This is a genomic window from Devosia sp. Leaf420, assembly GCF_001425445.1.
In the GTDB taxonomy this organism is placed as follows: Bacteria; Pseudomonadota; Alphaproteobacteria; order Rhizobiales; family Devosiaceae; genus Devosia.
The window spans coordinates 168,114-194,748 of the sequence record NZ_LMQU01000010.1 but is presented as its reverse complement, the minus strand read 5'-3'; the positions used below and the strand labels follow the sequence as shown (position 1 = coordinate 194,748).

The following is a 26,635-nucleotide window of genomic DNA, read 5'->3' as shown; positions in this document are numbered from 1 at the left end:
TTGTCCTCTATTCGGCAGCCAGCGCCGGCATGGGATGGGAAAGGGCGAGCGCGGTGCGCCGCCAGAAATTGGAATTGAATTTGGGATCGCGCAGGCGCTCGAGCTTTTCCCACTCGGGGAAGCCGGCAGCGAAGGTTTCGGCGTCCATGTGCTGGTCCTTGTAGGGGTTCACACGGCCACCGACGGCGATGGTCATGGCGTCGAGGCGATCGAGCAGGGCTCGCGTCGAGGCGCCGCGGTTGGAAAAATCCATGGTCAGCGTGTAGCCGGGCCGGGGGAAGGAGAAAAGGCCAGGGGAGGGCACTGCGCCGAAGCGTTTGAGAACCGTGAGGAACGAGGCCTCGCCGGCGTCGCGGCTGGCGGCAAGGAGGGCCGGAATGGTTTTGCGCGCGGCGGCGAAGGGGATGATGCTCTGGTGCTGGTAAAGGCCTTTGCGGCCATAGAGGCGGTTCCAGTTTCCGACGGCGTCGAGCGGATAAAAGAAGCTGCCATAGGGGCTGAGATGGGTGCCCGACTTGCGCGCCTTGGCGTGGAAATAGGCGGTATTAAAACCGCGGAGGCTAAGGCCGTTGAGCATGGAGAACGGCATTTCGAGCGGAACGGTGAGTTTTGTCGCGCGGGGGGAGACGGCGAAATTGCCGTTGTCGGCATGGTTGCCGGTCAAGAGGACGCCGCGGCCGGTGTTCTTGCCGGTCGCGAGTTGATCGACCCAGGCGACGGCATATTCGTTTTCGGCGTCGGCGGCTTCGGCCATGTCAAAATAGGCGTCGAGCGAAGAAAACGGCGTGATGGTTTCGGCGATATCGAGCGAGCCGACGCGCATCAGGCGGATCGCGGCGGTGAGGATAATGCCGGTGAGGCCCATGCCGCCGATCGTGGCGGCGAAGAGCTCGGGATTTTGGTCCTTTGAGCAGGCGTGGACCGTGCCGTCGGAGCGGAGGAGTTCGAAACTGGTGACGTGGCAGCCGAAGCTGCCGCGGCGATGGTGGTTCTTGCCGTGGACATCGTTGGCGATAGCGCCGCCGAGGGTGACGAAGCGGGTGCCGGGGGTGACGGGCAGGAAATAGCCGTGCGGCGCGATATGGGCGATCAGCTCTTCGAGCGTCGCGCCGGCTTCGGCGGTGAGAAGGCCGGTTTCGGGGTCGAAGCCGACAATGGCGTGGCGGCCGCGCATGGGGACAAGCGCGCCGCGGTCATTGTGGCAGGTGTCGCCATAGGATTTGCCGTTGCCGAAGGCGAGAAAACTCGTCGTCGTGGTCCCGGCGCGCATGGCAAGGATCGCGGTTTCGGGCGGAATGGCGGTGCGGGTTCGGCGGTCGAGCCGGCCAAAGCTGTCAAAGCTCATCAAAAGACGCTCCCGATCAGCATAAAGCCGACGCCGATGGCGACGAAAAGCTGGCTGCGCCAATCGGTGGCGATGAAGACGACGGGGTCGTCATGCATCTCGCGGCGATAGGCGAGGATCCAGATGCGGATGGTGATGTAGAGGACGATCGGCACGAGCGGCCAGATCAGCCAGGGGGAGGTGTAGTAGCCGATGACTTCCTGGCTCTGGATATAGAGCGAAAGGACGAGCGCGGCGGTGAAGGCCGAAGCGATACCGGCCTGCCCGATGATGGAAATATCCTCCGGCCGATAGCCGCGCCCGGCGATCCGGTCGCGCTCGGACACTTTCGACGTCTGCAATTCCACATAGCGCTTCACGAGCGCCAGGGAGAGGAAGAAGAACATCGAAAAGGCGATGAGCCAGAAGGACAAGGGCATGGTCGCGGCAACCTTGCCGCCGATAATCCTGAGCGTATAGAGGCCGGCAAGGCAGATCACGTCGACCAGCAGCATGCGCTTTATGGCAAAGGAATAGGCCGTGGTCGTGACCGCATAAAGCGCGATTACGGCGGCAAAGAGCGGCGGCAAAGCAAAGCAGATCAGGCCTGCAATCACCATCAATCCGCCCGAGACCTTGAGGCCGAAGGGAATGGAGAAAGTACCATTGGCAAAGGGCCGATTTCGCTTGGTGGCATGCTGGCGATCGAGCGGCAGGTCGATGATGTCATTGATGATGTAGATCGCCGAGGCTGCCGCGCAGAAGGCGAAGAAGCCAAGCAGTGATTCAAACATCACCGTTGCCGAAGTCACTTGATGGGCAAGGACCGCGGGCGCGAAGACCAGGGCGTTCTTGAGCCACTGATGGCAGCGCAGCATTTTGGCGTAAGTCTTGAGGCTTGGTTTCGGCGCATCGAAGCGCTGGGCGCCCGTGCGCTTCTGGTAGCGGCTGGCGGTGGCGTCGGGCGCGACGACGATGGCGTGACGCGCGGCCTCGAAGACTTCGATATCGGCGCGGTCATTGCCGGCGTAGTCAAAACCCTTGGCGCCGAAGGTGTCGGTTAGGAGCTTTGCCTTGTTGTGCGCGGCGAGGTTGACGGTTTCATCGGAACTGTAAACCGCTGAAAAGATGCCGAGATGATCGGCGACGGCACGTGCAAAGGAAGACGCCGCAGCAGTGACGAGAATGAGATCGCGGCCCAGTGCCTTCTGGGTCATCAGATAGGCCACGAAATCCTGGCGATAGGGGAGAAGGCTGGCATCAAAGTCGATGCGGCGCGCAATTTCGGCCTTGAGCCGGGCCTTGCCGCTCAGCGCCCAGATCGGCACGAGAAAGATCAGGAGCGGATTTTTCTTGAGGAGCTGAAACAGGCCTTCCCACAGCAAATCCGCCGAAATCAGCGTGCCGTCGAGATCGACTGCCAAGGGCAGGTCCATAGCGTTTTGTACCCGTACATTCATTGTCGCGCACCCCGTTTCGACGAGCGGCGCAGTGATGTCCTGGCGTCAAAAACGCCTCCAACCCACTCCGCTACTCCGCCGGTTGCTCCTGCTTCCGGCTTTTGCCCATTCGGACTTTTCTTGGCGCCCTTTCCTTTTTCACAAGTCGAGGAACGCCGTGTTTGGAGTAAATCTAGCGGCTCAACCTGTTAATTTGGCCTAATGCGTGGCGTTTAACTGGGCCTGATCCAGGCTTGGCGCGATCATATCTTGGCGGAGGGTTTAAAGAGCTTTTGCGCGAAAGGTAAAATTTTAGGGAATGATCGGGGCGGTTGCTCGCCGCTGGCGCAGGGCCACGAAGCGGGTGCGGACCCCAGCGATATCGAGGCCATAAGCTGCAATGCCGTAAGCGAGTACGCCAGCGATGACGGGCAGGGCGATGTCGATGATCCCAAACCCGCCCAAGCTCTGATCGAGGAGAAAAGCTGGGACAGCCATGCAAAGGGTTGCAAGCCCAACCTTGCCGATGGAGCGAATGTCGATCGGCAAAGGGTGGGCCCAGCGGGTCAGCCAATACCCCATAGCCATGCCCATGGCTTCTGACAGAACGAGCGACCATGCCGCGCCCAAAAGACCGAAGCGCGGCACGAGGATGAAGAGGGCCGCAGCGTTGAGCGCCAAGGTGATAATGCCCTGGGCCAACATGAGGCCAGGCTTGCGACGCACCTGAAAACTGGCGTGAAGCAATTGGTAGGTGATCGAGCGGAAGAGCCAGGCCAGCGCCACAACCGGTATTAGACTGGTGGCCTCGGCGCGGAACTCGTCGCCCAGGACGACGAAAGCCAATTTGCCGGCGATGATGGCGAGGCCGGCGGCGGCGGGTGCCATGATGGCGAGCAGCATTTCCGTGCTGTCGACGAGATGCCGGTCAAGACCTGGCCGATCGTCCTGCGCGAGGAGGTGAATGGCGATGGGGACGACAGCGGTGCCGATAGCGACGCCGGGAAAAAGCATGATCTGGCGGACGAGATCGGCGGAGGCGCCATAAAGCCCGGCGGCATGTTCGCCCATGCTGCCGGCAAGCACAAAGCGATCGAGCATGGTCTGGAGGACGAAGACTGTTCCCGACACCGTCATCGGAATGCCGAAAGCGAGCATGGAACGGAGGAGCGCGGGATCGAGAGGCTTGCGCGGACCGCGCCAAACCAGCACCGAATAGAGCAAGGCGGTGACGAAGTAAGAAAGGGCGATGCTGGTCAAAAGACCAAGGCCGCGCAGATCAAAAACCATGACCAGGATGAGTGAGAGACCAAGAGCGCTCGCGGCGCGGATAATAGTGGCCCACATATAGGGGCCGGTGGCCTGCCGGGCGCGGAACGTTTCGAGGTAGAATTCGAAAAAACCGATACCGAAGGCGAGCATGATGGCGGGGAGCAGGTAGCCGATCGAGTCCGGCGCGAAAGCGCCGATGCCGAAATAAAGAACCGGAATAAGCAAGAGGAGGGCGAGGAAGGCGAGGCCGGCCGTGACCCTGATATCGGTGCCGCTGCCATCGGCAGTAAAGGGAACCACGGAAGCCTTGATCCAGCCAAAGACCAAAGCCGATATCATCGCGGCAATGCTGAAGCCGACAATGTAGATGCCATATTGCTCGGGCGCGAGCACACGCGTGAAAATGACGACCGAGGCAAAGCCGAACATTGCCGAGACAATGTTGGCGATCATGTATGAGGAAACCTGACGGAACATAGGAGCCTATTGTTCCGCGCAGAAATCTTCGATGACCTGCATCATCGGTTTGGGCTTGTAATCGGCATCGAGCGGCAGGGGGCGGTTGGGCAGCCCGTCGTCGCGGCTGAACCAGACCGGAACCCAGGTGTGTTTATCGGTGATGCCCCAGGTCAGCACGGCGTCGGGACGCTTGGCGGCGCCAATGGCGTCGAGATAATCCTTGGCGCGCTGGGCGATGATGCCGTCGCGTTCGATTTCGGGGCCGGGGAGCATTTTGTCGATGACATCAAGCTCGGTCACGAGAACCGAGAGACCCATGGCCGCAAGCTCGGCGACAAAGGCGGTAAGGCCGGGCTTGTCGATGCCCAATTCCCCTTGGATGTGACCCTGTAGGCCAATGGCGTGAAGCGGGACATCGCGCGACTGGAGGCCCCGCACCATATCGAGGAATGCCTTGCGGCGAGCGCGGGTCTTATCGTTGGGTTGCTCGAAATCGAAATCGTTGATGACGAGCTGTACTTCCGGATCGACTGCTGCGGTGGTGCGCAGCGCGAGATCGAGATAATCTGGACCAAGATGTTTCAGCCAGATCGAGTCGCGATAGGGCGCTTCGGCCCTTGGCTGGTCGGCTATCGGCTCGTTGATGACATCCCAACTGCGGATCTTGCCTTTATAGCGGCCGACGACCGTTTCGATGTGATGCACGAGTTCGGTCTTGGCTTCTTCCGCAGAACCGATGGCTTCGACCCAATCGGGATTGCCGGCATACCAGACGAGATTATGGCCCCGCATCTCCATGCCATTGGCATCGGCAAACGCCATCAGCGCATCGGCTTCTGCGAACGCGAAGGTTTCCCGGTCGGGCCGCAGCGTAATCCATTTGAGATTGCCTTCGCCGACGACCTGCTGACAATACTTAATGATGGCCTGAGGATAGAAGGGATCATCAACCATGGCGCCATCGCGGATGGCGGCGCCATAGGGAATGGCGGGGCGCTTTGATTGCGCCAAAGCCAAACCCGGCTTGATATAGGAGAGGGCACTCGTGCCTAACGCACCGAGGACGAAATCGCGCCTGCGCATGAAGAGAGCCCTTTTCAACGTGGCGGCATCGCGCCAGTCTTCAGCCAATCGCAGCATAATAGCGGCAATGGAAGGAATTCTCATGCCCGCATGGTCCGCACCGTTAATGCTGGGCTAATTGGCCTTGAGCATGAAGGAATTATCCAGACTTTGCTGGCAGATTGGCGGCAATGGAGGCGCCAGTGTCTGACCTCAGTGCGGAGCCCTATAATCCCCAAGGCGGATGGTTCGCGTCCATATTGTTCGTCGTGGTCTTTTGCTATTTCTGGATTGGGCTCAATCCCTTGCCGCCACCGAGCACGGCGGCCCAGCTCGCCGCCTATGGCGAGAGCTCCAATGTGTTCACCCAGATCATCGTCTTCGGCATGTCTCTCCTCGTCATGACCATGCTGTTTTTCCATCCGGGGCGCGAACTGGCCTTTCGTGCCTTCGGGCCGGTGGCGCTGGTGTTTGTCTGGATCTCACTGACGATCTTTTTCTCCGACACGCCGGACGCGGCGCTGCGCCGCACGGTCTATTCGGCGCTGGTCGTGCTTTCGGCAAGCGCCATGCTGCTCCTGCCGCGGGACACTGCGCATTTCGCCCGGCTGGCGGGGATTTGCATCTGCTTTGCCGTGGCGCTCTCCTATTTCGGGGTGTTCGTGCTGCCGGCGCGTGGCATTCACCAGGCGAGCGATATCGCCGAAGCTGCACTGGCGGGCGATTGGCGCGGCCATTTCGGGCATAAGAACGTGGCTTCGGCCGCGATGGGTTTTGCCTTGTTTTTCGGCCTTTATCTGATGAAGACGCGGTCCTATTGGGGCGGTTTTTTTCTGACAGTCTTGGCTGGGATTTTCCTCCTCAATTCGGGGGGCAAGACTTCGGCCGCGATGTTGCCGGCCATTCTCGTGCTCGTCTGGATGTTCGAGCGCGCGGGAACCATGCGTTATGTGCTGGTGGCGGGGAGCCTGCTGGTCCTCAATGTCGTCATTCTCTCAGTCGTCGCCGTGCCGGCGATCAAGGATTTCGTCAGTGGGCTCGGGATCGACGCGAGCTTTACCGATCGCGCCTCGATCTGGAAGTTGGCCCTCGATGCAGTGGGCAGCCGGCTCTTTACTGGATACGGCTTCCAATCATTCTGGCAGACGGATGCGCTGTTTTACGGCAATCAATCGGCGGCCACTTGGGCGGTGACGGCGGCAAATGCGCATAACGCCTATCTCGACCAGCTCATCAATGGCGGCATCCCCTTGCTGGTGCTGGTCGTCGTATGGCTCGTGATATTGCCGGCCCATCATGCTTCGGTGGCGCTGGCGCGGGGCGCGGAGCCCGACCTGACGCGGCTTTATACGCGGATCTGGATGTTCGCGCTGTTTTCAAGTTCGTTCGAAAGTCCATTCTTCGAAAACAATGGTCCGATCTGGTTTACCATGCTGATTGCCGTCTTCGGTCTGCGCTTGCAGGCCTATGCCCATCTGGTGGAAAAGCCGGTGACCGGGCCATCCGCATTGCAACCGGCATCCGTGTGAGTGGCGGCAGGTGAGGCGCGAAGAACAAATGGCAGGTCCGATCCGCGCGGTGGTCTGCATCCCGACATTTCGTCGGCCCGACTGGCTGGAGCGGACCCTCAGATCCGTTTTGGCGCAGGAGACGACGTTCGGCTTTGCGGTCGTTATCGTCGACAATGATGCGGGCACGGCCGAAGGCGCGGCGCGGGCGCGATCGATCATGGCCGAGAGTGCGCTTGACCATCTGGTGCTGGTCGAGCCCAACCAAGGCAATTGCCACGCGATCAACCGGGCTTTTGGGGAGGCACAGGCGGCCTTTGCCGGGGCGGAATACTTCCTGATGATCGACGATGACGAGGAAGCGATGCCCGGCTGGCTCGCTAGCATCGTTGCTCTCGCTAATCGGGAGACCGCTGATATCGTCGGGGGGCCGGTGGTGCGGCGCTTCGATGTGCCGGTTTCCCCAGCCGTCGCGCAGCATCCGCTGTTCTTTTCGATCGATGGGACGACAAGGCAGGTCGATCAGATCCACGGGTCGGGCAATTGCCTCATTCGCCGCGGGGTGTTCGAGGCGATGGACAAGCCGCCATTCGATGTGCGCTTCAATTTCCTTGGTGGCGGCGACATGGAATTTTTTACCCGCTGCAAATTGCGCGGGTTCAAGACCTGGTGGTGCGAAGAGGCGGTGATCGTTGAATATGTGCCGGCTGATCGCGTCACGGCGAAATTCCTGACACGGCGCTCTATACGGACCGGCAGCATCAATTATGTGGTCGATCGCACGCATATGCCAGCGGGCAAAGCCTGGGCGAAGAATATCGGCAGTCTGGGCCTTGGGGTTTTGCGGGGCGTAAAGGCTCTCGCTGGGACCCGGTCCTTGCTTGGTGCCAGCCATCCGCTGCTCTTACCTATCGGTCGGATCATGGCCGGGCTTGGTATTCTGCCGGCGCCTTATAAGGCCAAGCGCTAGGCGAGTACGACTTTCCGAATGACCGCAGCGGGCGTCTGGGTGTGGGACTGGATGGTGATCGAGTTCTGATGCGGGGCGAGCTGACGGATGAAGTCGGCGAGGGATTGCTCGTTGAGGGCCGGACCTTCCCAATAGGTCAGGCACCAGGTGTCGGTTGTGCGCTCGTGGCGATCGGCAATGGCGGGATCGCTGGCAACGGCTGCGCCATAAATCAGATATTCCGAGAACTGGCGCTGGCGGGCGATGGCCGACCACCACGGCTTTTTCGATAGGGTCTCGATCTTTTCGACCATGACGCGGACGGTTTCGCGCTCCCAGACGATCATGGGTCCGATGAAATCATCATGCGGCAGCGTCGGGGCCGGAAGGCCGAGAAGGGCATGAGCGTTGTTGAGCCATTTGATGTGGTTCGGACGGTCAGCCTTGATGCCGGCAGGCGTGACGAAATGCGGGATCTTATTGCTGCGGGTGATTTCGCCGAGGTCGAAAGGCCGGCAGAAGCAATTGTCGGAATCGACGCACATGACCCAATCGCTGTCCTGTTGCAGCGTCATCGCGATCTTGCGCAATTGCTGGAGATGCCAGCCATAGACGGGGAGACCGAGACCCGGCGCCCACCAATAGCGGCGGCCACGCCAGCGGCCGATCGACCAGAATTTTGGGAGGAGCGCGGAATTGGAGACAATTCGCCGCTTAGGTCCGGCAAGGGGCGCGAACAAGCTCACATCTTCGTCGCCAACCACGATATAGTGCATGTCATAGCCCGAGACGAACTTGTCCATGCTCTCGCAGAGCAGCTGACAGCTCGCAAAATCCCCGGAATAGCTGGGTGTGATCAGCGAGATCGAGGCGGTCATGGTTTCTCCTGCCGGATGGGGCAAGCCGACGTTAACGGGGCGAGGCTAAGGTAGCGTTACCCGGCCAGAGCTCGGAATCGAGATAGACGTGCGCCCAAAATACCTCGTTCTGATTTCAGCGGCGGCGGAGACGTGTGGGGTCGAGGCGTTTTCGCGGCTTTTGGCTGAGGCGCTGGGGGGGCGGGCACGTACTGCAGTGCTTGGGTCGGGATTTGGGGCGGTGCGGCGGGCCATTGCCGCGAGCGATGCCGTGGTTTTCAATTTTCCGATCGTTGCCTGGAAGAAGAAGCTTCTGGCGTCGGGGCTGACGGCACTTTTGGCGCGGGTGATGGGCCGGGATGTGGTGAGCGTGCTGCATGAATGGCTGGCGCTCGACTGGAAGCGGCGGATCGTCTTGATGCCGGTGGTGCTGCTCTCGAACCGGCTGGTGTTTTCGGCGCCCGAGATTGCGGCGGAGTTTTCGGGAACGCGGCTTTCGGGGCTATTGACGCGGGACCGGGTGGTCATTCCCATTCCGCCCAATATCGCGCCCGAAGTGGTGCCGCGGCCGACGGTCCATAGCGCGCGCCTGCAAGAGATGCGGGCGGCGGGGCGGATGATCCTTGGGCAGTTCGGCTCGATCTATCCCAAGAAGCAGTCTGGGCTCGTGCTCGATGTCGCGGCGCGCCTCTTGGGCGATGGCCACGATGTGGGCGTCGTCTTTGCCGGATCGTTCATCAAGGGAATGGACGATGTCGAGGCGCAGTTTTTTGCGCGGGTCGAGGCGCTGGGATTGCGCGATCGGGTCATTGTCACAGGGTTCGTGGCGGGGGACGATGAACTGGCCGGTATATTCGAAGCGGTCGACGTGTTCTGCTATATTTTTGCCGAGGGGCTGACGGCGCGGCGCGGTAGCGTGCTGGCCGCGGCGCTTTCGGGCAAGCCCGTCGTCGTCAATGCGCCCGAGCATGATGATGCGCTGGCCCATCATCGTCTGTTCCTTAGGTTAATTGCCGAAGGACAGATCCATCTCGTGCCGTTCGCGGCCGACATTCCCGCCATTGCCGAGGCTGTAATCGCTGCAAAATCGAGTGCTCACAGCATCTTGTCTGCGGAGGCGGAAATCGCTACGCTTTGGCAGGACATTACTCATCGTCTTGACGGGCCGGCAGCTCGTTAAAATGCGGTCTATCGTTCCAAACGGCCATTAATGCTTCGCCTAGTCTGCGTTTTACACCTCCTGCCCCCCATGGCACTGCTGATGTGACGTAGTTTGAAGGTAAGCCCATGAAGCCTTTCGAGCCCACGAAAGACGGCTTGGTCATCGAAGAACCGACCACCGTCATCGGCGGACTTCCCGTGTCGGTTCTCGGCATGGAAGAGTCTGCGCGCATGCTCGTGCGCACGGCGCTCTGGGCGCGTGGCCAGGACGTGCGTCCCTTCTATTCGACGTCCGCCAATGGGCAGGTGATCGCGCTGGCTTCCGAAGACGAGGCGTTTCGCAACCTCGTGACCGAGGCAGACCAGGTGCATGCCGACGGCATGCCGATGGTCAAGCTCTCGGGCTATGTAGCGAGCGACGAAATCACCGAGCGCGTCGCCACCACCGATCTTATCCATGCCGTGGCGCGTCTCGCGCAGAAGGCGGGCGTCAGCTTTTATTTTCTGGGCGCGACGCCGGAGGTCAATCGGCGGTCGGTCTCGAATATGCGCTGGCGCTATCCCAACCTGATCTTTGCCGGGGCTCGCGACGGCTATTTCAGCCGGGATCAGGAAGCGGCGGTGATCGCCGAGATCGTGGCCACCAAGCCGGACATTCTCTGGATCGGCCTTGGTGTGCCCAAGGAGCAGGAATTCGTTGCGCGCAATATCGAGGCGCTACGCGGGGTCGGGGTGATCAAGACCTCGGGCGGGCTGTTCGATTTTCTTTCGGGCAAGAATAGCCGGGCACCGAAGTGGATGCAGGATATCGGCATGGAATGGGCCTATCGCGCCATTCTCGAGCCAAGGCGGCTTTTGGGGCGCTATATCAAGACCAATCCCGCCGCGCTCTGGCAGATTATTTTTCATTCGAAGTAGTGGCGGTCTCGCAAGCCGGGATTCCCGCTTGCGCGGGAATGACGCTGTGCTCTTGGTGCTATCGCCTCCGTCTTTCCCCTGGGCTTGAGTTACTTTCTTGTGCGGAAATGCTTGTGGCTCCCGCGTGGGCCCTCGGGTCGAGCCCGAGGGAAGAGGGGGGCGGGGTAAGCTTGGTTGATCCAAATGAGTTCGGATTGGATTGTCGCCGGCTATGGCGGGGATCGAGCTTGAGACCTGGGGATGGGCCCCGGCTTTCGTCGGGGTGACAGCCGGTAGGGTGGGAGCTGCGACGCTTTAGGCGGTTTTGACCCTGGTCTTTTGCGCGCGGCGCGGGCGTTGGGGCATGAGGGTGGTGAGGAGGCCGAGAGCGGCGGCGAGGGCTAGGCCAAGCATGAGGCCGCCGAAGAAGCCGCCGGCGGCGAGGACCATGCTGCGGGGCGGATAGCTGCGGGCGATGGGTTCGACAGCGGGAGAAATGACGCGCACTTTTGAGGTGTTGAGCTGGCTGCGTTCGGCAACCTGCTGGGCGCGGGTGAGATAGGCTTCATAAATGGCGACGCTCGAGGCGGCGGTGCGCTCGAGCTGCCGCAGTTCGAGTTGGGCCTGCTCGTCGGTAAAGACATTGCCCATCTGCGTGCCTGCAGCATTGCTGAGCTGGTCGAAGACATCGCGAGCGCGCTGGAGATCGGTGCGGGCGGTTTCAACGGTGCGAGCCACTTCGGCATCGATCTCGCCCTGGAGCGCCGTCTGTTCGGCGCGGGCGGTTGCAAGATTGGGATGACGCGGGCCCATGGTGGCGGCGAGCGCATCGGCCTTTTGCTTGGCGATGGCATATTCGCGGCGGAGTTGGGCGAGTGTCTCGGTTTCCTGCGCATCGGCGCTGGCCGTGCCGGAATTGAGGGCGGCATAGCGCGCCTCGGCGGCGATCAGCGTTTCGCGCGCGGTATCGACCTGGGTGTTGATCTGCACGGCGCTCTGCGTGCTGAGCTGGCCATCGCTCGACATGGGGAGGTTATTAGCCCGCCGATAATCGACGACGGCGGATTCAGCGGCGGCGGCATCGTTGCGCAATTCGGTCAGGCGCAGGTTGAGGGCATCGGAGGCGTTGCGCGCGCCCTCGGAATCGGCATCGGCCAATTCGACGAGGAAGGCGTTGACGAGAGAATTGGTGATGGCTGCCGAAAGGGCCGGGGTGCGGGCCCAGACAGATGCCGTCACCACATAAGAGCGTTCTTCGCGGCTGACGCGGACGCGATCGGAGAGAGAGCGAATGGCGGCGAGGCGATTATCGGAGCCGGCCTGGTTCGCATCGGCGGGATCGGCGAAATCGAGATTTTCGGCGAGGTTGAGTTCGTCGACGACGCGGCCGAGAACGCTGATCGAAGAGAGAATGCGCATCTTGCTTTCGACGTCGATCAATTGCGCATCGCCCTGGGCCGCGCGGGAATAGAGATCGTCGGCAACGAGCTGGAGATCGTTGGGATCAAGCAGGATATCGGAATAGCTGGTGTAGCGCGGCGGAATGATCGTGCCCCCGGCATAGCCCGCTATGGCGCCGAGAACGGCGAGCACCAGCGCGATGAGCCAGAAGCGACGAACCCAGCCGAGAATGACGATCGGGGTGATGGTCGCGAGGACCGCCTGAGGCGGCTTTGGCTGCACAAGCGGCTCGATACGCAGCGGGCGCTGCCCAATCGGACGGCGCGGAAGCCCGGCGGGGGCAGGCGCAACAGCATCGGATTTGAGTGGCTGATACATGCGGCTCGGCTGTCTGACAGTTTTCCGAGCAGCACTATAGGCGAGAAGCGTAAAATCCGCGTTGCCAAAAGCCCAACGCGGTTAAGCAGATACTGCCTCAGGGCTTGGTCAAACTGCTACGGCTTCCGGCAGGGCACTTGGCAGATAAACGCGGAGCGGGCGGATTTCATAGGCGCCGAGGCCGGGATTGGCGACCGAAAGTTTCTTCGCAAAATCGACAGCTTCATCGATGGTGTCGACGTCGGCGACGTAAAAGCCGAGGAACTGCTCCTTGGTTTCGGCGAAGGGGCCGTCAAAAACCACGTGCTCGCCATTGGCCTTGCGCAGGGTCTTGGCTTCGGTGGTGTTTTGGAGGCGCACGACGGGGCCGAGCTTGCCGACGGAGCGCAGCCCATCCTGGACTTCGCCGAGGCGGGCCATGCAGGCATCGTCTTCTTCCTTGGTCCAGGTCGAGACGGCGTTTTCGTCGTTATAGCAGAGAATTGCGTATAGCATGGTGGACCTCGCTCCCGACACACTCATGGGCAGGCACTATGCTGATGGAACAGGAAAAATCCAGCCTTAGTGTGCGATCGGTGCCGGTTTCGCGATGGTGGCGGTGGCGCCGATCGAGGCGAGGATGATGGCGGCCATGCCAAGGATCTGCAGGAGCGTCAGGGTTTCGCCCAGAATGACGAGGCCGGAGAGGGCCGCCATGGCCGGTTGGCCGCTCATCAGAATGCCGAAGAGACGGGCGGGGATCAGCGGCAGGGCGACCATGTCGAGGGCATAGGGGATGGCGCTCGAGAGCAGAGCAACGGCGATGCCGAGGGGGAGAATGGCGGGATCGATCAGTGCGGTTCCTGCCGTCGCGATGCCGAAGGGAAGGGCGATGAGCGCAGCCGTCGCGACGCCGAGCGCGGCGATATGGGGGCCGCCACCGGTGCCGGCGCGCTGGCCGAAAATGATATATCCGGCCCAGCAGGTCCCAGCGCAAAGGGCGAGGGCGACGCCGACGGGCGAGATATCGCCGGCAAAGCCAGTCCAGGGCAGAAGAAGCGCGAAGCCAGACAAAGCGAGGACGATCCAGAGGAAATCGAGCGGGCGGCGGGCGCCGAAGAGGGCGACGGCGAGGGGACCGGTGAATTCAAGCGCGACGGCAATGCCGAGGGGAATGTGTTCGAGCGCGGCATAGAAGGTGAGATTCATGGTGCCCATGACGGCGCCATAGAGCAGCACGGCGCGCCACTGCGCTCGCGTGAGGCGATAACGCCAGGGGCGGAAGACGGCGATGAGCACGACGGCGCCGATGGTGAGGCGGAGCGTGGTGGCCCCGGCCGCGCCGACGAGCGGGAACAGCATTTTGGCAAAGCTGGCGCCGGTCTGGGTGACGATCATGCCGAGAGCGATCAGCAGCACGGGGAAGAGAACGGAATTGGGCCGCACGATCGGGCTTTCGGAGGAAAATCGTTAGATGAAGAGGCCGGTGCCCGCATCGTCCTTATAGCGGATCTGGGCGGCGGCGAGGATTTCTGGATCGAGCAGGCGCCCGTTGACGCCGAGGCTCTCGCGGCTCGCTTTGCGCGGATACCAGTGGGTCACGCAGCCGCAGCCGGAGCAGCGGTGGAAATCGACATTCTTGCCATTCCAGGCATAGGTGTCGGTGGGCTTTTCTGACGTGATGGTGACATCGGCGATGGCGTAATAGGTCCAGAGGACGCCATAGCGGCGGCAGAGGCTGCAATTGCAATGGGTAATTTCGGCTGGCGCCTTGGGGAGGCGGATCGAGACCGATCCGCAATGGCAGGTGGCAAGGACGTGTTCTGCGTGAGCCATGGTGATCCCCGATTGCTGGGGCTGCTTAGCGGGTTGCGGGCACGGGCGCCATGGGAATTTCCAAGAGCAAGATTGACCCGACTCCCGCAAGTCTTTAGCCCTTGGGGAGAAGAACAAAGGAGGAATGGCCGATGGAGTATCGCTATCTCGGACGATCGGGGCTGAAGGTCTCGACCCTGACCATGGGCACCATGACCTTTGGCGGCAGCGAGAAGATCGGCAACACCGACAAGGCTGCGGCGGCGCGGCAGGTCGATCTCTGCCTCGATGCCGGGATCAATCTCTATGACACGGCCAATGTGTATAATGCCGGGGTGTCCGAGGAGATTCTCGGCGACGTGCTGAGCGAGAATGGGCGCCGGCAAAAAGCGCTGATCGCGACCAAGGTGCGGTTCAAGATGGGCGATGGGCCCAATGATATCGGGCTGTCGCGGCACCATATCATTGCCGAGTGCAAGGCCAGTTTGAAGCGTCTCAAGACCGATGTGATCGATCTCTATCAGGTGCACGAATGGGACGGACGGACGCCGATCGAGGAGACGATGGAAGCGCTCGATACCCTCGTGCGCCATGGCCATGTCCGCTATATCGGCTGCTCGAATTATTCGGGCTGGCATATCATGAAGGCGCTGATGGCGGCGGGCGTTCGGCACGGCGAGCGCTTCGTCTCCCAGCAGATCCACTATTCGCTCCATTCGCGCGATGCCGAATATGAACTGGTGCCGATTTCGCAGGATCAGGGGCTGGGGATTCTGGTCTGGTCGCCGCTGGCCGGTGGGCTGCTTTCGGGAAAATATCGTCGCAATGGTGGGCCGGAAAGCGGGCGGCATGTCGGCGGGTTTCGCGAGCCACCGGTTTATGACTGGGACAAGCTCTATGACGTCATCGACGTCGTCGTTGCCATTGCCGAAGAGCGCGGCGTATCGGGCGCGCAGGTGGCGCTGGCCTGGCTGATCGGGCGGCCGGGCGTCACATCGGTGGTGATCGGCGGGCGCAACGAAGAGCAGTTCCGCGATAATCTTTTGGCGGCCGATTTCAAACTCAGCGAAGTGGACCGCAAGCGGCTGGACGATGTCAGCCGGCCCAATTTGCTTTATCCCTATTGGCACCAGTCGTTTACGGCGCAGGATCGCCTGAGCCCGGTCGATCTCGACCTCATCGGACCCTATGCAGAGGATTTCAAGCGTGGCTGATTTTCTATTCGAGCCGCATGCCCCGGTTTCCATCCCCATCGCGCGCGGCGGGCTCTTTGCTGTCCGGCGCGTCTATTGCGTGGGGCGCAATTATGCCGAGCACATCAAGGAAATGGGAAATGACGTAAAAGACCCACCATTCTTCTTTGCAAAGCCCGCCGATGCCGTCGTCGTTGGTGGCGCTGGCATCGACTATCCGCCGCAGACTTCGGATTTTCACCATGAGGTGGAGCTGGTCGTCGCCATCGGCAAGGATGGGGCGGATATCGCGGCGGAGGACGCGCTGACCCATGTTTATGGCTATGCCTGTGGGCTCGACATGACGCGGCGCGATCTGCAAGCGGTGGCAAAAAAGGCCGGGCGGCCTTGGGAAATGGCCAAGGGGTTCGATCAATCGGCGCCGATCGGAACGATTGAACCGGCCGAGGCCATCGGACATCCGACGAGCGGGGCGATTACGCTTTCGGTCAATGGCGAAGAACGCCAGCGCGGCGATCTCGGCGACCAGATCTGGAGCGTGCCCGAGACTATCGCTTATCTCAGCCAATTCGTGACGCTGCGGGCGGGCGACCTGATCATGACCGGGACGCCGGCCGGGGTCGGCCCGGTGGTGCGGGGCGACAGGATCGAAGGCGCGATTGCGGGCGTGGGCACGGTGCGGACGGTGATCGGCTGATGGCGCATATCTGGTCCGGACAGCAGGATGCCGCACTCGTTGCAGTATCCAAATGGCTCAAGGACAAAAACGGTCCGCAGGTGTTCCGGCTCTTCGGCTGGGCCGGGACCGGCAAGTCGACGCTGGCCGTGCATCTGGCGCAGGATATCCGCTCGGTCAAATATGCGGCCTTCACCGGCAAGGCGGCGCTCGTCATGCGCAAGCGCGGCTGCAAGGGCGCACAGACCATCCACTCGCTGATCTATACGCTCGTCAGCGAAAAAGAGGGCGAGCCGCGCTTCGTGCTCGACCCCGAAAGCCCGGCGGCGGATGCGGACCTGATCGTCATCGACGAAGTCTCGATGGTCGACGAGCAGCTCGGCGCTGATCTCCTCAGCTTTGGCACGAAGATCCTGGTTCTCGGCGATCCGTTCCAGTTGCCGCCGGTGCAGGGGGCGGGCTTTTTTACGGCCGAAGAGCCCGATGTCATGCTGACCGAAATTCACCGTCAGGCGGCCGACAATCCGATCATCCAGCTGTCGATGGCGGTGCGCGAAGGCGGGTTTTTGGAGCATGGCCGCTATGGCGAGAGCATTGTCGTCGGGCGCGATAAGGTCGATCGCGATGCGGTGCTTGAGGCGGACCAGGTGCTGGTGGGGCGCAACAAGACGCGCCTGACCTATAATGATCGGCTGCGCGAATTGAAGGGACTGCCCTTTCATGAGCCGGTGGTGGGCGACCGCATGGTGTGCCTCAGGAACAATCCGCGCAAGAAACTGCTCAATGGGCAGATCTGGATTGCGACCGATGTGACCCGGCGCTCGAACGGCAAATGGAGCCTGATGCTGGCCGATGACGAGGGCAAGGGCGAAGCGAAGGTGCTGACCCACAAGGCCTTCTTCTCAGGCGAAGAAGAAAGCATGGCCTGGACCGAAAGACGGCAATTCGACGAATTCACCTTTGGCTATTGCCTGACCGTCCACAAGGCGCAGGGCAGCCAATGGGACAATGTGTATCTGTTCGACGAGAGTTTTGTATTCCGCGAGGAGCGGGCGCGGTGGCTGTATACCGGGATCACGCGGGCGGCGGAGAAGATTACGATTGTGAGTTGAGGGGGGATTTTTGCCCTCACCGTGCTTCATCTCAGTCATCGATCTTCCCTCGGGCTTGACCCGAGGGTCACTTGGCCGATCCCGGATGTGGTGGCTCCCGCATAGGCCCTCGGGTCGAGCCCGAGGGAAGGGCGGAGTTTTAGGAAACGGATTGGTAGCCCCGAAATGGCGAGACTGCTTCTGGTTGCTTGGGCGCTCCACCTTGATAACTGAGGATGGGCCGCGGCTTTCGCCGGGGTGACATCTGGTGGTTGGTGGAGGGGTGTGGGGGAGCCCAAGAGGCCAACCATTCCTGGCTGAACGGGGGATGAATGGGGGCGACATCATTCAGCCAAGTTTGGACCGTTTCTGACTTGCATTGCCGTGTTCCGCCAAGGGATTGACCCCAGGAGGACGATCCGCGCTTGCGTGGGAAACGGCGATACACCACTATCGCCATAGAGATTTCCCCTAGAGCGCCGGAGCCCTGTCCATGCACCATGGTACCCCCCTGATCTCGACGATCGTCGCGGGTCTGGTGCTAGCCTATATTTTCGGGATGATCGCCAACCGGCTGCGGCTGCCGCCGCTCGTCGGCTATCTCTTTGCCGGTGTGTTAGTCGGGCCGCATACGCCGGGTTTTGTCGCCGATCAGGCGCTGGGTGCGGAGCTCGCCGAACTTGGCGTCATCCTTCTCATGTTCGGCGTGGGTCTCCATTTTTCGCTCAAGGATCTCATGAGCGTGCGAGCGCTTGCCATTCCGGGGGCCATTGCGCAGATTGCCGTCGCGACCGCGCTGGGCGCGGGGCTGGGCACGCTGCTCGGCTGGCCGATCGGCGGGTCGCTGCTGTTTGGTTTGGCGCTGTCGGTGGCGTCGACTGTGGTGCTGCTCAAGGCGTTGCAGGATCGTCGCTTGATCGAGAGTGAGCGGGGGCGGATCGCGGTCGGCTGGCTGATCGTCGAGGACCTTGCCATGGTGCTGGCGCTCGTTCTGGTGCCGGCGATTGCGAGCCTCAATGGGGTCGATACCGGGGTGCATGACCCCTTCGTGTCCTTCGTCGAGCGTATCGTCAACGCGCCGGTGGGCATCTGGGGCGTGCTGATTATCACGCTCGTCAAGGTTGCGGCCTTTGTCGGCTTCATGCTGATCGTCGGGCGGCGGCTTATTCCCTGGGCGCTGCACCTGACGGCGCATACCGGGAGCCGCGAACTGTTCCGACTCGCGGTCCTCGCGATCGCGCTCGGCGTGGCCTTGGGGTCGGCGGTGCTGTTTGGCGTGTCGCTGGCGCTCGGCGCGTTCTTTGCAGGCATGATCCTTTCGGAGAGCGAACTCAGCCATCGGGCGGCCAACGAAACGCTGCCGCTGCGCGATGCCTTTGCGGTGCTGTTTTTTGTCTCGGTAGGCATGCTTTTTGATCCCACCATCATCATCACCAATCCGATGCCGGTGCTGGCGACGGTGTTCATCATCGTCATCGGCAAGTCGATCGCCGCGTTCGGGATCGTGCTGCTGTTCCGCCGGCCGGTGGGCACGGCGCTGACGATTTCGGCCAGCCTGGCGCAGATCGGCGAATTTTCCTTCATTCTCGCCAGCATGGGCGTGAGCCTTGCCATCCTGCCGCAAGAGGGGCAGGACCTGATCCTGGCCGGGGCGCTGATTTCCATCGTGCTCAACCCGATCGTTTTCTTCCTTCTGGAGCGGATGCGGCCAAAACTTGAGACGCGCTATGGGCGGCCAGTGGCCGCGGCTGCAGCGGCGGGCGATGGGCGGGTGGAGCCGGGTGAATTTGCGACGGTGTCGCAGGGGCCGGCGACGAGCGATATTCCGCGTGAGGCGGGGATCGAGCGCGGGGCGCTGGGCGCGGACGATGATCTGACCGAGCCGCTGACGCTGAGCGGGCACGCCGTGCTCGTCGGCTATGGGCAGGTGGGGCGGATCGTTGCGGATGGCCTCAAGGCTTCGGGTCGCGATGTCGTGGTCATCGAGGATTCCGATCATGACGTGGCGGCGGCACGGGCAGCGGGGCTCGAGGTGATTTATGGCAATGCTGCGAGCCAGAGTGTCTTGAAACTCGCCAATCTTGGCGGGGCCAAAAACCTTCTTGTCGCGATCTCAAATGCATTCGAGGCGGGGTCGGTGGTCGAGAGCGGGCGAAAGCTCAATCCCGAAATTTCGATCGTGGCGCGGGCCTATTCGGAGGAAGAAGAGACGTTCCTTCGGGGGCTGGGGGCGAGTGTCGTCATTCGCGGCGAGCGCGAAATCGGCAAGGGGATTTTGGTGCTGTTGCAGGCCGGGGACGATAAGCCGGCGCCAGTGGCGCCCGAACCGGAAGAGCCGAAATTGCCGCCGACGGAGAATATTGTGGCGCAGGCGGCGGGCATGGCGCTGGCTGTGTCGCCGATTGCCGAAGTGGTCGAGATCGTGCGGCCGGAGGCGACGGAAGTTGAAGTGCTCTATGCGCCGACGGTGATCGAATTGCCGCCGCCGGCTGTGAAGGAGCCGGAAGCCCCGGTGGTGCCACCGGCGGAGGTCGTCGAGATCGAGGCGGAGACGGACGAGCCGGCCGAGGTTGCCGGTAGGGACGAAACGCCATCGATTGGCGAGCCGCCGGCGGCCATCGATGAAGTGGTGGTTGTGGCGCCGGAGAGTGCTGAACCTGTTGAGCCTGCGGCGCCTGCGGTTGAAGAGGCGGTGGTTTCGGAGCCAGTGGTGGAGGTAGAGACGCCGACTTTGGTGGCGTCGGACCTGCCGGTGGTGGGGCCGGTCGAGCCTGTGATCGCCGTTACGCCGGCAGCGCCTGTTGAACCGGTCTTGGCCGAGGAGCCGGCAGCGGACGTGGTTGCCGAGCCGGCCTTCGAAGAGGCGCCTAAACCGTCGCAAACTGTTGCAGAGAATGGCGAAAACGGTGACAGTGGGGATGAAAAGCCCGCTGCGACGGATGACGAGCCCGATGCGGACGCGGCCAATACCGAGACGCCGGGCATTCCGGTGGTCAAGCCGGAGCCGAGGGATTAGGCGCGATGATATCGCAAAAGGCCAAATATGCGTTGCGGGCTTTGGTGGCCCTGGCCCGCGCCGGTCGGGGAGAGAGCCGGATGATCGGCGAAATTTCCCGCGACCAAGCGATCCCGAAGAAATTTCTCGAGCAGATCCTGCTCGAGCTCAAGCGGGCGGGTTTCGTGACTAGCCGGCGGGGGCGCATGGGCGGCTATGAACTGGTGCGGGCGCCCGAAGAGATCATGTATGGCGAAGTGCTGCGCCTGATCGACGGGCCGATTGCGCCGCTGCCGTGCCTGTCCAAAATCGCCTATCGGAAGTGTGAGGACTGCAAGGACGAGGCGGCTTGCGAGATCCGCCATGTGTTCGAGCGCGTGACGCTGGCGACGCGGGCGGTACTGGACCGGACGAGCTTGGCGGATTCGCTGAATCTGGAGGATTTGCCGGTGGATGAGGTAGCATAGGGCTGGCCTCAAGGTTTGTGATTGCCATCACCCCCTCCCATCCTCCCCCATCAAGGGGGAGGTGCCGATCGAGTGTATGGCACGATCTCACCTAAACCACTGACCCTTTACCTTCCCCTTGATGGGGGAGGCTGGGAGGGGGTGTCTGCGGGATTACCCGAACACCACCGTCTTCTTGCCATTGAGCATCACCCGGCTTTCGAGGTGCAGTTTGACCGCGCGGGCGAGGACGCGGCTTTCGATGTCGCGGCCGGCGGCGACGAGGTCGTCGGGGCTCATGGCGTGGGTGACGCGGGCGGTTTCCTGTTCGATGATCGGACCCTCGTCGAGATCGGGCGTGACGTAGTGCGCGGTGGCGCCGATGATCTTGACGCCGCGCTCATGGGCCTGGTGATAGGGCTTTGCGCCTTTAAAACTCGGCAGGAACGAGTGGTGGATATTGATCACCTGGCCATAAAGGCGGGTGGAGAGATTATCCGAGAGCACCTGCATGTAGCGGGCTAGAACGACGAGATCGGCGCCGGTCGATTTGACGATCTCGAGCACCTGGGCCTCCTGTTCGGCCTTGGTGTCCTTGGTAACGGGCAGGTAGTAATAGGGAATGCCGGCGTCTTCGGCGATCTTTTGGGCGTCGACGTGATTGGAAATGATCGCGGCGACATCGGCATCGAGCCAATTAACGCGGATCTGGTAGAGCAGGTGGAGGAGCGTGTGGTCGAATTTGCTGACCAGCACGACGATCTGCTTGCGGCGGCTTTCGTCGCTGAGCGCGGTCTTCATGTCGAAGCGCTCGATGGGTGAGCGGAGCGCCTTTTCGATGCGGTCGCGGCCCATGCCATCGGGCGCGGTGAAGGCGAGGCGCATGAAGAAGCGGCCGGTTTCCTTGTCCCAGAACTGATTGGATTCGGCGATATTGGCGTTGAGCGCCGCAAGTTCGGTGGTGACCGCGGCGACGATGCCGGGGCGGTCATTGCACGAAAGGGTCAGGACGAAATTGGCCGAGGACAAGGCGGGCCTCCGGAGAAAGAGTGAGGCCAGCGGTATCAATGGCCCGCGGCTTTCCGTCAAGCCCTTGCGGGCGCGGGCCGTCTCTGGGGCCAGAAAAAGGAAAAGGGCCGCTCCGCGGAGCGACCCTTCCCTGAGTGACAGGCGCTGAGCCTGAGGAGGGGGATGCTAGTCGAGATCACTCCCAAACTGCACCGACATTCCCAGGACCTCGAGCACCGAATTCTCAAAAGACACTGGATCACCTCCTTAAAGTTGGTTGAACATATGAGGAGCTTGCGCCTCATTTTTCGGCTTGTCTAGTCACAAGATTTTCACGGGGCGGTGACCCACACCTAGCCTCACCCCCCACCTAGCATCCCCCTGGGAGGGGGAGGGATATGGGCGGTGGACTAGGCGCGCGCTTTTTTCGGCTTGGTGCGGAGCTGGATGATTGTCGCGATGAGGACGCCGGTGGCCACGATGCCGATGATGATGGTGGCGAGGGCGTTGACGTCGGGGGAGACGCCGAGTTTGACCTTGGAGAAGATCACCATGGGCAAGGTCGAGGAGCCGGGGCCGGAGACGAAGCTTGCGATCACCAAATCGTCGAGCGAGAGCGTGAAGCCGAGGAGCCAGCCCGAGACCAGGGCCGGGGCGATGATGGGAAGGGTGATGTCGAAGAAAGTGCGAACGGGCGAGGCGCCGAGGTCCATGGCGGCTTCTTCAAGGCTCCGGTCGAAATCCGATAGGCGCGACTGCACGACGACGCAGACATAGGCCATGCAGAAGGTCGAGTGGGCGATGACGATGGTCAGCATGCCGCGGCCACGGGGCCAGCCGATAAAGCTCTCCATGGCGACGAAGAGCAGCAGCAGCGCGAGGCCAGTGATGACATCAGGCATGACGAGCGGAGCCGAGACCATGCCGGAAAAGAGCGTGCGGCCGCGGAAGCGACGGAAGCGAACGAGCGCGACGGCGGCCAGCGTGCCGAGGACGAGGGCGATGCTGGCGCTCAGCGCGGCGATCTGGAGGCTCAGCCAAGCGGCATTGAGCATCTGCGGATCGCGGAACAGCTCGCCATACCACTTGAACGAAAAGCCGGACCAGACGGTGACGAGCCGGTTTTCGTTGAAGGAGAAAATGACGAGCGAAACGATGGGCGCGTAAAGGAAGGTGAACCCTAGGGCCGCTGCGATGGGGAGGAACCAGCCACGACGGAACATGCTACTTCTCCACCACGGCGCTTTGGGCGCGCTGCATCAGCATGATCGGTACGACGACGACGACCAGCATGGCGACCGCCACGGCGGCGGCGCGCGGCCAATTGGCGGCGGTAAAGAACTCGTCCCAAAGTACGCGGCCGATCATCAGGGTTTCCGGCCCGCCCAGAAGCGAGGGGATGACGAATTCGCCGATGGCCGGGATGAAGACTAGCATGGAGCCGGCAATGATCCCGGGCAGCGACAGCGGCAGGGTGATCGAGAGGAAGGTGCGCATGGGGCGGCCGCCGAGATCGGCGGAGGCTTCAAAGAGCGACACGTCGAGTTTTACCAGCGTCGTATAGAGCGGCAGGATCATGAAGGGCAGGTAGGTGTAGACGATGCCGACATAGACGGCGAAATCGGTCTGCATCATCACGAGCGGTTCGATGCCGAAAAGGCCGAGGAGCTGGTTGATGACGCCATTGCCCCGCATGAAGCCGGTAAGCGCATAAACGCGAAGGAGGAATGAGGTGAAGAAGGGGAGAATCACCAGCATCAGCAGAATGTTGCGCCAGCGATCGTCGGCACGGGCGATGGCATAGGCCATCGGATAGCCGACGAGCAGCGTGATGACAGTCGAAATCGCCGCGATGCGGATCGAGGAGAGATAGGCCGCAACATAGAGATTGTCGGTGAAGATGCGGATGTAGTTGGAGAGGTGCAGGGTGAGTTGCACCGTGCCGTCCTCGGTCGAGAGGAGGGCAGAATAGGGCGGGCGGCCGAACTGCTTGGTCGCGAGCGAAATGCCGAAGACCACGGCAAGCGGCACGAGGAAGAAGATCAGCAGCCATAGGGCCGGCGCGAAGAGCACCAGCATGCGGCCGGAAATGCCGACCTTGGCCAGGCCGCGTTCGACGGCGTTCCAGGGTTTCAGGCGCCGCGGTGGCGGGATGGTGGGGTCGTGGGTGGCGGTCATGGGGCGGCCCCATTGGTGCAAATTGGCTCGGTCCGCTCCCTCTCCCTTGGGGGAGAGGGTTGGGGTGAGGGGGCCTTGATGGCAGCGTGAAAAGGAAAGGCCCCCTCACCCGGCGCTATGCGCCGACCTCTCCCCCGAAGGGAGAGGTGGCCTTCGGCCATGTGGCACAAAATGGTCATACCGTGAGCACCGAGCCGGAGCTGTCGCCCCAGGTGATGTAGACTTTTTCTTCCCAGGTGATGGCGTCGGGGTTGCCGCGGACGGAGTTGGTTTGGCTGACGCGGATGCGTTTGCCGCTTTCGAGGGCGACCTGGTAGAGCGAGATATCGCCGAGATAGGCGATTTCTTCGACGACACCCGAGGTGACGTTGGCGTCGTGGAGCGCTTCGGGCTTTTCGCGGCTCAGGGACATTTTTTCGGGGCGGATGGCCCACCAGAGGAGCTGGTCGGGGGCGCAATCGACGCCGTGGCCGACATAGATGTCGCAGCCGAGTTCGGCGGAGCGGATGCGGACATGGCCCGGTTCATCCTCGGTGACGACGCCTTCGACCATATTGGCCGAGCCGATGAAATTGGCGACGAAGCGGGAATTGGGGAATTCGTAGATGTCGGTGGGCTCGCCGATCATGGCAATTTCGCCCTGGTTCATGACGCCGATGCGCGTCGCGAGCGTCATGGCTTCTTCCTGGTCGTGGGTGACGACGATGAAGGTGACCCCGAGCGATTCCTGGATTTTCACCAGTTCGAACTGGGTTTCTTCGCGCAGCTTCTTGTCGAGCGCGCCAAGGGGTTCGTCGAGGAGGAGGAGTTTGGGGCGCTTGGCAAGCGCGCGGGCGAGGGCGACGCGCTGGCGCTGACCGCCGGAGAGCTGATGGGGGCGGCGGCGGCCATAATCCTGAAGTTTGACGAGGCTCAGGAGTTCGGCGACGCGGTCGGCGATTTCGCCTTTGGGCAGGTGATCGCGCTTGAGGCCATAGGCAATGTTCTGCTCGACAGACATATGCGGGAAGAGCGCATAGGACTGGAACATCATGTTGACCGGGCGGTTATAGGGCGCGACGTTGGTCATGTCCTGGCCATCGATCTCGATGGTGCCCGAGGTCGGGGTTTCAAAACCGGCCAGCATGCGCAGCAAGGTCGACTTGCCCGAGCCCGAACCGCCAAGGAGGCAGAAGAGTTCGGAGCGGTAGATATCGAGCGAGACGTCGTTGACCGCAGAGACATCGCCGAATTTCTTCGTGACGTTCTTGATGCGCACGAAAGGCTTATGGTTTGCGGTATCGCGCCATGGACGCGTATCGACTGCAAGCTGCTGCGGCTTTTTGGCCATGGCTGACTCTACGAAAAAGAGTGAAGGGGCGACCCGGATGGATCGCCCCAACTTAAAATTACTGGCCCGTTTTGATGCGGGTCCAGGTTCGGGTCAAGACCTCTTCGAATTCAGGCGAATGGGCCTTCATGGTGAAGCCCTTGGCGAGGGTTTCGGCCGAGGGGTAGATCGAGGGATTGGACTTGACGTCTTCGTTCACGAATTCCAGCGAGGCCGGGTTTGGGTTGGCGTAAAACACCGTGTTGGTGATGTCGGCAACGACCTTGGGCTCGAGGATATAATTGATGAACTTCATGGCATTGCCCGGATGGGGCGCATCAGCCGGGATGGCGAGGAAGTCATAGAGGGTCGGCGCGCCTTCCTCGGGGATGAGGTAGGCGATCTCGGTGCCTTCGGCGGCAGCGTCCGCGGCGATGAACATGTCGCCGGAATAGCCCATGGCGAGGCAGATTTCGCCATTGCCCAAATCGTCGATGTACTGCGACGAATGGAAATAGCGGATCGAGGGCTTGATGGAATTGAGGAGTTCCTCGGCCTTGGCGAGGTCTTCTTCGCTTTCCGAATTGGGATCGAGGCCGAGATAATGAAGCGCGGCGCCGATGACTTCGGAGGGGCTATCCATCACGGCAACGCCGCAGGAGGCGAGCTTGCTGACGGTGGCTGGATCAAAAAGAATGTCCCAGCTCGTCGGAGCGGCGTCGGTTCCGAGGGCTTCGGCGACCTTGGCCTTGTTGTAGCCGAGGCCGATGGTGTTCTGCATATAGGGAATGCCGTGGGCATTGTCGGGATCGAGCGCTGCGGCGGCTTCCATGGCGGCGGGATCGAGATTGCCGATATTGGTGAGCTGGGCCTTGTCGAGCGGCAGGATCAGGCCGGCCTTGATCTGGCGTTCAAGGAAATTGCCCGAGGGGACGACGATATCATAGCCGGAATTGCCGGCGAGAAGCTTGGCATCGACGATCTCGTTATTGTCGTAGACGTCGTAATTGACCTTGATGCCGGTCTCTGCCTCGAAATTGGCGATGGTATCTTCGGCGATATAATCGGACCAATTATAGACGTTGAGGACCGGCTCTTCCTGCGCAAGGGCAGGGCTTGCGGCCAGAAGGGCGCCAAAGGCGAGGGCGAGCGTCTTGTTCATAACCTCAAAGCTCCTGATGGAAATTCGATTAAAGGCATTGGCCCAGGGCAGGGCGGTGTTGCGCCGCAAGCGGCAG

Annotated in this window: 22 protein-coding genes and 1 pseudogene; 9 read left to right on the top strand and 14 right to left on the bottom strand. The window is 61.7% G+C overall.

Features of this window, described 5'->3' with window-relative positions; genetic code table 11:
* Positions 1-7: 7 nt before the first annotated feature.
* The 4 genes from ASG47_RS08305 to ASG47_RS08290 all read right to left on the bottom strand — a co-directional run bounded on the left by ASG47_RS08305 (position 8) and on the right by ASG47_RS08290 (position 5,661).
* Positions 8-1,345, bottom strand: coding sequence for an FAD-binding oxidoreductase (locus ASG47_RS08305; RefSeq protein ID WP_061908276.1), 1,338 nt, complete (start codon positions 1,343-1,345; stop codon positions 8-10).
* Positions 1,345-2,784, bottom strand: coding sequence for a UbiA family prenyltransferase (locus ASG47_RS08300; RefSeq protein ID WP_061908275.1), 1,440 nt, complete (start codon positions 2,782-2,784; stop codon positions 1,345-1,347). Before ASG47_RS08300 ends, ASG47_RS08305 begins: the two co-directional genes overlap by 1 nt.
* A gap of 291 nt (positions 2,785-3,075) precedes the next feature.
* Entirely contained in the window at positions 3,076-4,512 is a 1,437-nt protein-coding gene (locus ASG47_RS08295; protein WP_061908274.1) for a lipopolysaccharide biosynthesis protein, read from the bottom strand.
* Between the two features lie 6 nt (positions 4,513-4,518).
* Positions 4,519-5,661 carry an endo-1,4-beta-xylanase gene (locus ASG47_RS08290; RefSeq protein ID WP_244487064.1) on the bottom strand — a complete coding sequence of 381 codons (1,143 nt, stop codon included), beginning with the start codon at positions 5,659-5,661 and terminating at the stop codon, positions 4,519-4,521.
* Positions 5,662-5,759: 98 nt separating this feature from the next.
* On the opposite strand from ASG47_RS08290, the gene ASG47_RS08285 reads away from it, so the two are divergent.
* Both ASG47_RS08285 and ASG47_RS08280 read left to right on the top strand, forming a co-directional pair.
* Positions 5,760-7,085, top strand: a complete 1,326-nt coding sequence (locus tag ASG47_RS08285; protein ID WP_244487063.1) for an O-antigen ligase family protein — start codon at positions 5,760-5,762, stop codon at positions 7,083-7,085.
* Between the two features lie 28 nt (positions 7,086-7,113).
* Positions 7,114-8,034, top strand: a complete 921-nt coding sequence (locus ASG47_RS08280) for a glycosyltransferase family 2 protein (RefSeq protein WP_061908272.1) — start codon at positions 7,114-7,116, stop codon at positions 8,032-8,034.
* Here ASG47_RS08280 and ASG47_RS08275 read toward each other — a convergent pair.
* Positions 8,031-8,891, bottom strand: a complete 861-nt coding sequence (locus ASG47_RS08275) for a DUF6492 family protein (protein WP_061908271.1) — start codon at positions 8,889-8,891, stop codon at positions 8,031-8,033. The two genes, ASG47_RS08280 and ASG47_RS08275, sit on opposite strands and share 4 nt — an antisense overlap.
* An 88-nt stretch (positions 8,892-8,979) precedes the next feature.
* On the opposite strand from ASG47_RS08275, the gene ASG47_RS08270 reads away from it, so the two are divergent.
* On the top strand, positions 8,980-10,050 hold the full coding sequence (locus ASG47_RS08270; RefSeq protein WP_156464028.1) for a glycosyltransferase: 1,071 nt from the start codon (positions 8,980-8,982) through the stop codon (positions 10,048-10,050).
* Positions 10,051-10,157: 107 nt separating this feature from the next.
* Positions 10,158-10,949 carry a WecB/TagA/CpsF family glycosyltransferase gene (locus ASG47_RS08265; RefSeq protein ID WP_061908269.1) on the top strand — a complete coding sequence of 264 codons (792 nt, stop codon included), beginning with the start codon at positions 10,158-10,160 and terminating at the stop codon, positions 10,947-10,949.
* 294 nt (positions 10,950-11,243) lie between these two features.
* Here ASG47_RS08265 and ASG47_RS08260 read toward each other — a convergent pair whose 3' ends face one another.
* The 4 genes from ASG47_RS08260 to ASG47_RS08245 all read right to left on the bottom strand — a co-directional run bounded on the left by ASG47_RS08260 (position 11,244) and on the right by ASG47_RS08245 (position 14,522).
* On the bottom strand, positions 11,244-12,707 hold the full coding sequence (locus ASG47_RS08260) for a GumC family protein (protein WP_061908268.1): 1,464 nt from the start codon (positions 12,705-12,707) through the stop codon (positions 11,244-11,246).
* A gap of 108 nt (positions 12,708-12,815) precedes the next feature.
* Positions 12,816-13,202, bottom strand: a complete 387-nt coding sequence (locus ASG47_RS08255; RefSeq protein ID WP_061908267.1) for a YciI family protein — start codon at positions 13,200-13,202, stop codon at positions 12,816-12,818.
* A gap of 66 nt (positions 13,203-13,268) precedes the next feature.
* On the bottom strand, positions 13,269-14,132 hold the full coding sequence (locus tag ASG47_RS08250; RefSeq protein WP_244487062.1) for an EamA family transporter: 864 nt from the start codon (positions 14,130-14,132) through the stop codon (positions 13,269-13,271).
* Between the two features lie 24 nt (positions 14,133-14,156).
* The gene (locus tag ASG47_RS08245) at positions 14,157-14,522 is read right to left on the bottom strand and encodes a GFA family protein (RefSeq protein ID WP_061908265.1); all 366 of its coding nucleotides are present in this window, start codon (positions 14,520-14,522) and stop codon (positions 14,157-14,159) included.
* Positions 14,523-14,653: 131 nt separating this feature from the next.
* On the opposite strand from ASG47_RS08245, the gene ASG47_RS08240 reads away from it, so the two are divergent.
* The 5 genes and pseudogenes from ASG47_RS08240 to ASG47_RS08220 all read left to right on the top strand — a co-directional run bounded on the left by ASG47_RS08240 (position 14,654) and on the right by ASG47_RS08220 (position 20,923).
* Positions 14,654-15,715: an aldo/keto reductase gene (locus tag ASG47_RS08240; RefSeq protein ID WP_061908264.1), complete on the top strand. Its 1,062-nt coding sequence runs from the start codon at positions 14,654-14,656 to the stop codon at positions 15,713-15,715.
* Positions 15,708-16,391 carry a fumarylacetoacetate hydrolase family protein gene (locus ASG47_RS08235; RefSeq protein ID WP_061908263.1) on the top strand — a complete coding sequence of 228 codons (684 nt, stop codon included), beginning with the start codon at positions 15,708-15,710 and terminating at the stop codon, positions 16,389-16,391. Before ASG47_RS08240 ends, ASG47_RS08235 begins: the two co-directional genes overlap by 8 nt.
* A complete protein-coding gene (locus ASG47_RS08230) occupies positions 16,391-17,482 on the top strand; it encodes an ATP-dependent DNA helicase (protein ID WP_061908262.1) in 1,092 nt (363 codons plus the stop codon). Before ASG47_RS08235 ends, ASG47_RS08230 begins: the two co-directional genes overlap by 1 nt.
* Positions 17,483-17,954: 472 nt before the next feature.
* Positions 17,955-19,820, top strand: a pseudogene (locus ASG47_RS08225) (cation:proton antiporter); the annotation flags it as partial.
* 662 nt (positions 19,821-20,482) lie between these two features.
* Positions 20,483-20,923 carry an RrF2 family transcriptional regulator gene (locus ASG47_RS08220; RefSeq protein WP_061908261.1) on the top strand — a complete coding sequence of 147 codons (441 nt, stop codon included), beginning with the start codon at positions 20,483-20,485 and terminating at the stop codon, positions 20,921-20,923.
* A gap of 153 nt (positions 20,924-21,076) precedes the next feature.
* Here the strand turns inward: ASG47_RS08220 and purU are convergent, their stop codons facing one another.
* The 5 genes from purU to ASG47_RS08195 all read right to left on the bottom strand — a co-directional run bounded on the left by purU (position 21,077) and on the right by ASG47_RS08195 (position 26,583).
* Positions 21,077-21,931 (bottom strand): formyltetrahydrofolate deformylase, encoded by an 855-nt coding sequence (purU, locus tag ASG47_RS08215; protein WP_061908260.1) that lies wholly within the window; start codon positions 21,929-21,931, stop codon positions 21,077-21,079.
* 389 nt (positions 21,932-22,320) lie between these two features.
* Complete coding sequence (locus tag ASG47_RS08210) at positions 22,321-23,133, bottom strand: ABC transporter permease subunit (protein ID WP_061908259.1); 813 nt, start codon at positions 23,131-23,133, stop codon at positions 22,321-22,323.
* 1 nt (position 23,134) lies between these two features.
* Positions 23,135-24,088 (bottom strand): ABC transporter permease subunit, encoded by a 954-nt coding sequence (locus ASG47_RS08205; RefSeq protein WP_061908258.1) that lies wholly within the window; start codon positions 24,086-24,088, stop codon positions 23,135-23,137.
* 175 nt (positions 24,089-24,263) lie between these two features.
* Positions 24,264-25,418, bottom strand: coding sequence for an ABC transporter ATP-binding protein (locus ASG47_RS08200; RefSeq protein ID WP_061908257.1), 1,155 nt, complete (start codon positions 25,416-25,418; stop codon positions 24,264-24,266).
* A 58-nt stretch (positions 25,419-25,476) separates the two neighbouring features.
* A complete protein-coding gene (locus tag ASG47_RS08195) occupies positions 25,477-26,583 on the bottom strand; it encodes a polyamine ABC transporter substrate-binding protein (protein WP_200940902.1) in 1,107 nt (368 codons plus the stop codon).
* Positions 26,584-26,635 lie beyond the last annotated feature (52 nt).

What these genes read in the sequence shown, in the direction of transcription:
- ASG47_RS08265 (WP_061908269.1), top strand. Translation starts at nt 10,158, where the DNA reads ATGAAGCCTTTCGAGCCCACGAAAGACGGCTTGGTCATCGAAGAACCG.
- ASG47_RS08295 (WP_061908274.1), bottom strand. Translation starts at nt 4,512, where the DNA reads ATGTTCCGTCAGGTTTCCTCATACATGATCGCCAACATTGTCTCGGCA.
- ASG47_RS08275 (WP_061908271.1), bottom strand. Translation starts at nt 8,891, where the DNA reads ATGACCGCCTCGATCTCGCTGATCACACCCAGCTATTCCGGGGATTTT.
- ASG47_RS08255 (WP_061908267.1), bottom strand. Translation starts at nt 13,202, where the DNA reads ATGCTATACGCAATTCTCTGCTATAACGACGAAAACGCCGTCTCGACC.
- ASG47_RS08300 (WP_061908275.1), bottom strand. Translation starts at nt 2,784, where the DNA reads ATGAATGTACGGGTACAAAACGCTATGGACCTGCCCTTGGCAGTCGAT.
- ASG47_RS08245 (WP_061908265.1), bottom strand. Translation starts at nt 14,522, where the DNA reads ATGGCTCACGCAGAACACGTCCTTGCCACCTGCCATTGCGGATCGGTC.
- ASG47_RS08205 (WP_061908258.1), bottom strand. Translation starts at nt 24,088, where the DNA reads ATGACCGCCACCCACGACCCCACCATCCCGCCACCGCGGCGCCTGAAA.
- ASG47_RS08290 (WP_244487064.1), bottom strand. Translation starts at nt 5,661, where the DNA reads ATGAGAATTCCTTCCATTGCCGCTATTATGCTGCGATTGGCTGAAGAC.
- ASG47_RS08210 (WP_061908259.1), bottom strand. Translation starts at nt 23,133, where the DNA reads ATGTTCCGTCGTGGCTGGTTCCTCCCCATCGCAGCGGCCCTAGGGTTC.
- ASG47_RS08220 (WP_061908261.1), top strand. Translation starts at nt 20,483, where the DNA reads ATGATATCGCAAAAGGCCAAATATGCGTTGCGGGCTTTGGTGGCCCTG.
- ASG47_RS08305 (WP_061908276.1), bottom strand. Translation starts at nt 1,345, where the DNA reads ATGAGCTTTGACAGCTTTGGCCGGCTCGACCGCCGAACCCGCACCGCC.
- ASG47_RS08260 (WP_061908268.1), bottom strand. Translation starts at nt 12,707, where the DNA reads ATGTATCAGCCACTCAAATCCGATGCTGTTGCGCCTGCCCCCGCCGGG.
- ASG47_RS08240 (WP_061908264.1), top strand. Translation starts at nt 14,654, where the DNA reads ATGGAGTATCGCTATCTCGGACGATCGGGGCTGAAGGTCTCGACCCTG.
- ASG47_RS08280 (WP_061908272.1), top strand. Translation starts at nt 7,114, where the DNA reads ATGGCAGGTCCGATCCGCGCGGTGGTCTGCATCCCGACATTTCGTCGG.
- ASG47_RS08200 (WP_061908257.1), bottom strand. Translation starts at nt 25,418, where the DNA reads ATGGCCAAAAAGCCGCAGCAGCTTGCAGTCGATACGCGTCCATGGCGC.
- ASG47_RS08230 (WP_061908262.1), top strand. Translation starts at nt 16,391, where the DNA reads ATGGCGCATATCTGGTCCGGACAGCAGGATGCCGCACTCGTTGCAGTA.